This window comes from Sphingomonas sp. SORGH_AS_0950, assembly GCF_030818415.1.
GTDB lineage: Bacteria > Pseudomonadota > Alphaproteobacteria > Sphingomonadales > Sphingomonadaceae > Sphingomonas.
On record NZ_JAUTAE010000001.1, the window covers coordinates 4,147,108 to 4,154,265 of the forward strand.

Below are 7,158 nucleotides of genomic sequence, written 5' to 3' on the forward strand. Positions count from 1 at the left end.
CGCTGACAGCGTCAACCGCCCTGATCGTCCATGGGTGGTTTTTTCGCGTTGTGCGTCGCGTCGCGTCGGGGAAGTCCGCAGGACCGCCTCTGCCTGAGCGAAGGCGAAGGAACAGGGCTTCGCCAGGCGGCAAAGGCTGCCCATGCGCTTCGACTTCGCTCAGCGCAAACGGGTGGGACAGTAACTTCCCCGGAGAATGGAAAACGCGCCGTCAGGCCCGATCAGACCGCCGCCAGCCGCCGCTGCATTCGATGAACGGGGTTGGCGGCGTCGCCGGTCATGTCGGTCAGCCGGAAACGGGCGACTTCGCGGGCCAGCGTTTCGGCTTCCAGCGCCAGCTTGCGCGCGGACGAGGTGGCCTGTTCGACCATCGCGGCATTGCGCTGGGTCACGCCGTCCATCTCGGAAACCGCGGTGTTGACCTGTTGCAGCCCGATCGACTGTTGCCCGGCCGAGGCCGCGATCTGCGACACCAGCTCGCTGATCTCGCCGATCCGTCCGATGATTCGCTGCAGCGCCTCGCCGGCCTCGTTGACCAGCTCGACGCCCGTGCCGACCTGGTCGGACGAGGCGAGGATTCGCGTCTTGACGTCCTTGGCCGCCTCGGCGGACCGCTGCGCCAGTGCGCGGACCTCGCTGGCGACGACGGCAAAGCCCTTGCCCGCCTCGCCCGCGCGCGCCGCTTCGACCCCCGCGTTCAGCGCCAGCAGGTTGGTCTGGAACGAGATGCCGTCGATGACGCTGATGATCTCGCTGATTTCGGACGAGGCGCGCTCGATCCCGCCCATCGCCTCGACCGCGCGGCGGACGATCTGGCCCGATTCCTCGGCTTCCTGACGCGCCTCGCCGACGATCCGGTTGGCTCGCGAGGCGCCGTCGGCGGTCTGGCGGACCGTGGTGGTGATCTGCTGCATCGCCGCCGCCGTTTCCTCCAGCGAGGCGGCCTGCTGCTTGGTGCGGTCGGACAGGTCGTCCGAGGCCAGCCGGATGTCGCCCGACCCGATGCGGATCTCCTCGCCCGACTGGGTCACCACGCCCAGCGTTGCGCACATCTGGGTGCGCATCGCCTCGAAACTGTCGGCCAGCGCCTGATATTCGGTCGGCAGCCCGTCGAGCGAGGCGGTCAGGTCGCCCTTCGCCATCCGGTCGAACACCGCACCGCAGCGTTCGATGACCGCGCGCCGCCCGGCCTGTTCGGCCTCGAAATAGGCGGCCAGCGCGATATCCATGTCGATCAGCGACGCCTTGACCAGCGCGGTCGCCGCCCGTGCACGCCGCCGCGCGCCGAAGGGCCAGAGCAGCCGCCCGAGGATCAGCTTGGGCAGGACATATTCCAGCATCCGCGCATAGCCGCTGATATACCAGGTCGGCGCCAGCCCGATCCGCGCATGGACCTGCCCGATATGGGTCGAGGAGGCGGCATAGTCGCGGTCGAGCGGGCGCGAGAACAGCTTGCGCCAATGCTCCATCTGCTTGTCGCGGGCATGGTCCATCCGCGCCTGCGACGCGAACAGCCCCCGGATCTGCGACGTGTTGGCGATGTGACGGTATAGCGCGGTCAGCGCCGCGGGGGCGTGCCGTTCGATCGCGCGCTTGACCATCGGGAAGGTCGCATAGCTTTGCGCGTCATAGTCGAACGCCGCCAGCCTCTGCTCAAAATCAATATGTTCCGATCCGCTCACGGCCCATCCTCCATGCCATGCCCTGTTATGGCAAAGAGGGTTAAGAAGCCGTGGCCGTTACCGATGGGGCACGATTTTTTCCCGCAACCCACGTCGGTTACGCGATCGGCCCCGAAACGGGCCGGGCCGCCTGCGCGAACCCGGCCCCTGGGCTCAGGCGGCCAGCCCGTGATGGCGCAGCAGCGCATCCGGCTCCGGCGCGCGGCCGCGGAAAGCGCGGAAATTCTCGGCGGCCGGACGACTCGCCCCGCGCGCCAGCACCTCGCGGCGGAACCGGTCGCCCGCCACCTGGCCTTCCTCGGCAAAGGCGGCGAAGGCATCGGCCGACAGCAGCTCGGCCCAGAGATAGCTGTAATAGCCCGCCGCATAGCCGCCCGCAAAGATATGGGCGAAGCTGTGCGGGAAGCGATTCCATTCGGGCGGGCGAATCACCGCCACCTCGTCGCGCACCGCGTTCAGCACCGCCATCACCCGGCCGCCCTGTGCCGGGTCGAAGTCACGATGCAGCCGCAGGTCGAAGGTCGCGAATTCGATCTGGCGCAGCAGGAACAGCCCGGCCTGGAACCGCCGCGCCGCCAGCATCTTGGCGAACAGGTCGTCGGGCAGCGGCTCGCCGGTTTCGACATGCGCGGACAACTGGGTCAGCGTGTCGCGGTCCCAGGCGAAATTCTCCATGAACTGGCTGGGCAGCTCGACCGCATCCCATTCCACGCTGGAAATCCCGCCGATCGAGGGCAGGTCGACCTCGGTGAGCAGATGGTGGAGCACATGGCCGAACTCGTGGAGCAGCGTGACCACATCGCCGTGTGCCAGCAGCGCGGGCGTATCGCCCGTCGCGGGCGGGAAGTTGCAGGTCAGATAGGCGATCGGCCGATGGAACCGGTCGGCATCGCGGAAGCGCGGACGGCACACGTCCATCCAGGCACCCCCGCGCTTGCCCGCGCGTGCATGGAAATCACAATAGACGCCCGCGACGATCTCGCCGCTCGCATCCTGCACGTCATAATAGTGGACGGCGTCATTCCACACCGATACGCCCGGCCGCTCGACCAGGCGAATGCCATAGAGCCGCTCGATCAGCGCGGTCGTGCCCTCCATGACGCGGGGCAGGGGGAAATAGGCGCGGATCGCCTCGCGATCGACGCCGAAGCGTTCGCGGCGCATATGCTCGGCGACATAGCCGGTGTCCCAGGGCTCCAGCTTGGCGATGCCGAATGTCTCGGCGGCATAGGCGCTCGCCTCGGCCAGTTCGCGCTCCGCCAGCGGGCGGGCTCGTGCGGCCAGGTCGGACAGGAAGGCCAGCGCCTCGTCGGCCGACTGCGCCATCTTGGTCTCGACCGAGCGCGCGGCGGCGTCGGAGAAGCCGAGCAGCCGGGCGGCCTCATGGCGCAACTCCAGGATGCGGTCGATCCGGGCGCTGTTGTCATGGGTGGGATCGGCGGCCTGGTCCGAGGCGCGGGTGGCATAGGCCTTGGCGACACGCGCGCGCAGGTCGCGATTGTCGGCCTGGGTCAGAATCGCCTGAACGCTGGGTTCGCGCAGCGTGACGAGCCAACCATCCAGCTCCTTTTCGGCGGCATAGGCGGCCAGGATCGCCTTGGCATTGTCGGTCAGGCCCGACAGCAGCGCCTCGTCGGTGACGTGCTCGCCCCAGGCCTCGCTCGAATCGAGCACGGCATTGCCGAACTCGGTGGTCAGCTTGTTCAGCTCGACCCCGATCTCACGGAACCGCGCCTTGGCCGCATCGTCCAGCCCGACGCCCGACAAAGTGAAGTCACGGCGGGCCAGCACGACCGCGCGGGCCTCGGTCTCGGTCAGCGGCGCGAGGTCGACCCGGTTGAACGCGGAGAACAGGCGCGGATCCTGTCCGGCCTCCAGCCCATATTCGGCGAGCATCGCCTGCGCCTCGGCATAGGCGGCGCGCAGCTCGGGGGTGTCGGCGACCGAATGAAGATGCCCGGCGGGCGACCAGCCGCGCGCTATCGCGAACCCCGCGCGCTCGCTGGCCAGCACGACATCGGCGAAATCGCTGGCGTTGGATCCGCCGATCCGGTCGGCGGCGGCGCGGGCATCGGCGATCAGCGCCAGGGCGGCGGGCACCAGATGCTCGGGCCGGACGGCGGCGAAATCGGGAAGGTCGGTATCGGCGAGAAGCGGATTGATGGTCATTCGGCGTCCTTGAGCAACATCGTGCGAAGCGACATCTCGGCAGCGTCGACGCTTTCGGCAAGCCCCTGATGCGCCAACCAGCGCGGATCATGGTGGCAATCGGCATAGCGCGCGCCATGGTCGCAGATCAGCGTGGCGATCGATCCGGCTCGTCCGGCGGCGGTCATGTCCAGCGCCAGCAGCGCGCCGGCGACGAAGTTCGCGCCCGTCGACGGCCCCACCGGCCGCCCCAGACACTCGCCCGCGATCCGCATCCCGGCGATCGACACGGCGTCGGGCAGCTTCATCATCCGGTCGATCGCACCGGGCAGGAAGGATGGCTCGACCCGAGGGCGGCCGACCCCCTCGATCCGCGAAGGCGAGGGGCAGCGCGCGGTGGGATCGTCGTCGCGATAGCCCTGGAAAAAGGCGCTATGCTCGACATCGGCGACACAAAGCCGGGTGGGAAGCCCGCGATAGCGACAATGCCGCCCGATCGTGGCGGCGGTCCCGCCGGTGCCCGCGCCCACCACGATCCATTCGGGAACGGCATGCGGCTCGCCCGCCATCTGGGTCAGGATCGCCGAGGCGATATTGTCGCAGCGCCAGTCGGTCGCGGGCGCGGCATTGGTGAACTGGTCGAGATAGACGCCGCCCAGCGCATCGGCCAGGTCGCGCGCCTCGTCATACAGGCGGTGCGGCTCGACCAGATGGCATTGGCCGCCCTGCGCCCGGATCGCGGCGATCTTGGCGCCCGCGGTGCTGGCGGGCATGACGGCGTGGAAGGGCAGGCCGAGCAGCCGCGCGAAATAGGCCTCCGACACCGCCGTCGATCCCGACGACGCCTCGACCAGCGGGCGACCCGCGCGAATGACGCCCGCGACGATCCCGCCGATGAACAGCGAGCGCGCCAGCCGATGCTTCAGGCTGCCCGTCGGATGTGCCGACTCGTCCTTCAGATACAGGTCGACATGGGGTGCCGAGGGGAGGGTGACGGCCAGCAGCGGGGTTTCCGGGCAACGGCGCCGATCCCGGTCGAGCACCGCCAGCGCGGCGTCGACGAAATGCCGGTCGACCGGCTTCTCCGTGACGGCGATGCCCAGCGCATCGACTGCGCCCTGGATCGCATCCTGATCGGTGGCGGGGCGGGGGGGCGCGGTCATCAACATGGCATATTTTCCTTCGTTGCCGGAAAGGATATGCGGTTCTGATCGCGAAATCATACCAAAGTTGGCGGTTCAATCGGTGTTTGGTGTGAGAAAATCCCATGTGAGGACCATATGATCGATAGAATTGACACCGCCATCCTCGCCCAGCTCCAGGCGGATGCCAGCCTGTCGGTCGCCGAAGTGGCCGCACGGGTGAATCTTTCGCAAAATGCCTGCTGGCGGCGCATCCGGCGGCTGGAGGAGGAGGGGATCATCCTCGGCCGGGTGGCGCTGCTCGATCCGGAAAAGCTGGATGCGGGGATGACCGTCTTCGTCAGCGTGCGCACCGCCGAGCATTCCGCCGCCTGGCTCGATGATTTCGCCAAGGCGGTGAACGACATGCCCGAGGTCGTCGAGTTCTACCGCATGGCGGGGGAGATCGACTATCTGCTCAAGATCCGCGTGGCCGACATCAAATCCTATGACCGGGTCTATAAGCGCCTCATCGAACGCGTCCGCCTGGTCGATGTCAGCGCCGCCTTCGCGATGGAGGAGATCAAGCACAGCACCGCGATCCCGCTGCCCCAGCCGTCCCGATGATATGGATTGCATTTTATGCAACTGCATTTGTTGAGGTTGCAGTTGCGTCAATCGCTGCTGCGATGCACAAGGGACGGGCCTTTCAGGCATCCTCTCCTAAAAACTTTCCGGCCGGTCGCAAGACCGGCCTTTTTTTTGGCCGCGCTTTCCCCTACGGAATGAGGGCGTCGTCGGCCAACGAAGACAGAATCATAAACGGGAGTGGAAGCCGCCGGTGAGACCGGCATCGGCTGGACGACCGGGATGGGGGTTGAGCGTATCGGCCATCGCTCCCCCCATTTTCCTTTGCAACATCGTCCCCACGCGCTTGGCAGCGACAGCCTTCATGACCTATCTGGCGCGCAAGGCCGTGCCGGTCCGTTCAGACAGCCGGTGCTCGACCGCCATTTCAGGGAGCGCCGACGATGCAGCGCCTTTTTTCCATCTTCGAACCCTTTGTGCTCAGCCTGCTGGGTACCGTCCTGCTGGCGACCATCCTACCCGCGCGCGGGGCATTCGCCGTCTATGCGGGCTATATGGCGGATGCGGGGATCGTCCTTCTGTTCTTCCTGCACGGTGCCAAGCTGTCGCGCGACGCGATCTGGCAAGGGCTGCGAAACTGGCCGCTCCATCTGGCGGTGCTGGCGTCGACCTTCATCCTGTTTCCGCTGCTCGGCCTTGCCCTGTCGCATATGCCCGGCGTCGATCCGTCGCTGGCGACCGGCATCCTGTTCCTAACCCTGCTGCCCTCGACGGTGCAATCCTCGATCGCCTTCACCGCGATCGCACGCGGCAATGTCGCGGCGGCGATCTGCAGTGCCTCCTTTTCCAATTTGCTGGGCATCGTACTGACCCCGGCCCTGGTGGCCTTGTTGATGAAGGTCGATGGCGGGGGCGGCGTCTCGCTGGCGTCGATCGAGGGCATCCTGCTGCAATTGCTGGCGCCGTTCGTGATCGGCCATCTGCTGCGCCCCTGGATCGGCGGGTTCGTGGCCCGTCGCAAGTCGCTGCTGACCATCGTCGATCGCGGCTCGATCCTGCTCGTCGTCTATACGGCCTTTGGCGCGGCGGTGGTCGAGGGGCTGTGGTCGCGCGTGTCGCCCGCCGATCTGGGGAAGCTGGCCCTGCTGTGCCTGTTGCTGCTCGGCGTAATCCTGACCGCGACGTTCCTGATCGCGCGGATCATGCGCCTGCCACGGGCCGACGCGATCGTGCTGCAATTTTGCGGGTCGAAGAAGAGCCTCGCTTCGGGCGTGCCGATGGCGGGCGTATTGTTCCCGGCGGCGCAGGTCGGCATCATCCTGCTGCCGGTCATGCTCTTCCACCAGATCCAGCTCATCGCCTGCGCCATGCTCGCACGTCATTATGGCGAGCAGGCCGATGGGGAGGGCGAGGGGGCCCGGGCGAGCGAGAAAGCCTAGCGACAGGATATTTCAGGCTCGCGCAAGAAAAACGACATTGGTGTGAAAAAACCTGTTGACCCCCGTGCGGCCTCGGCCTAGAGGGGTTTCACCGCAGCGGTGGCCGACCTGGTCGACCGATGCAGTCACGACAGATCGGCGCACTTGAGGCCCTGGGAACGGGGTTGATGGAGTGTTGCC

Annotated in this window: 5 protein-coding genes; 2 read left to right on the plus strand and 3 right to left on the minus strand. The window is 67.0% G+C overall.

Annotated elements, in window-relative coordinates; genetic code table 11:
- Nucleotides 1-221: 221 nt before the first annotated feature.
- The 3 genes from QE385_RS18765 to QE385_RS18775 all read right to left on the minus strand — a co-directional run bounded on the left by QE385_RS18765 (nucleotide 222) and on the right by QE385_RS18775 (nucleotide 4,993).
- Nucleotides 222-1,682, minus strand: coding sequence for a globin-coupled sensor protein (locus QE385_RS18765; RefSeq protein WP_307104480.1), 1,461 nt, complete (start codon nucleotides 1,680-1,682; stop codon nucleotides 222-224).
- Nucleotides 1,683-1,835: 153 nt separating this feature from the next.
- Nucleotides 1,836-3,851 carry a M3 family metallopeptidase gene (locus QE385_RS18770; protein WP_307104482.1) on the minus strand — a complete coding sequence of 672 codons (2,016 nt, stop codon included), beginning with the start codon at nucleotides 3,849-3,851 and terminating at the stop codon, nucleotides 1,836-1,838.
- Nucleotides 3,848-4,993 carry a PLP-dependent cysteine synthase family protein gene (locus tag QE385_RS18775; RefSeq protein WP_307104484.1) on the minus strand — a complete coding sequence of 382 codons (1,146 nt, stop codon included), beginning with the start codon at nucleotides 4,991-4,993 and terminating at the stop codon, nucleotides 3,848-3,850. The genes QE385_RS18770 and QE385_RS18775 overlap by 4 nt, the downstream gene beginning before the upstream one ends.
- Before the next feature lie 117 nt (nucleotides 4,994-5,110).
- On the opposite strand from QE385_RS18775, the gene QE385_RS18780 reads away from it, so the two are divergent.
- Both QE385_RS18780 and QE385_RS18785 read left to right on the plus strand, forming a co-directional pair.
- On the plus strand, nucleotides 5,111-5,578 hold the full coding sequence (locus QE385_RS18780; protein WP_307104486.1) for an Lrp/AsnC family transcriptional regulator: 468 nt from the start codon (nucleotides 5,111-5,113) through the stop codon (nucleotides 5,576-5,578).
- 404 nt (nucleotides 5,579-5,982) lie between these two features.
- Nucleotides 5,983-6,978 (plus strand): bile acid:sodium symporter family protein, encoded by a 996-nt coding sequence (locus QE385_RS18785; protein ID WP_307104488.1) that lies wholly within the window; start codon nucleotides 5,983-5,985, stop codon nucleotides 6,976-6,978.
- Nucleotides 6,979-7,158 lie beyond the last annotated feature (180 nt).

Bases quoted from the DNA above. Each gene is read 5' to 3' on its own strand.
- QE385_RS18775 (WP_307104484.1), bottom strand. From the start codon at position 4,993: ATGACCGCGCCCCCCCGCCCCGCCACCGATCAGGATGCGATCCAGGGC.
- QE385_RS18770 (WP_307104482.1), bottom strand. From the start codon at position 3,851: ATGACCATCAATCCGCTTCTCGCCGATACCGACCTTCCCGATTTCGCC.
- QE385_RS18780 (WP_307104486.1), top strand. From the start codon at position 5,111: ATGATCGATAGAATTGACACCGCCATCCTCGCCCAGCTCCAGGCGGAT.
- QE385_RS18785 (WP_307104488.1), top strand. From the start codon at position 5,983: ATGCAGCGCCTTTTTTCCATCTTCGAACCCTTTGTGCTCAGCCTGCTG.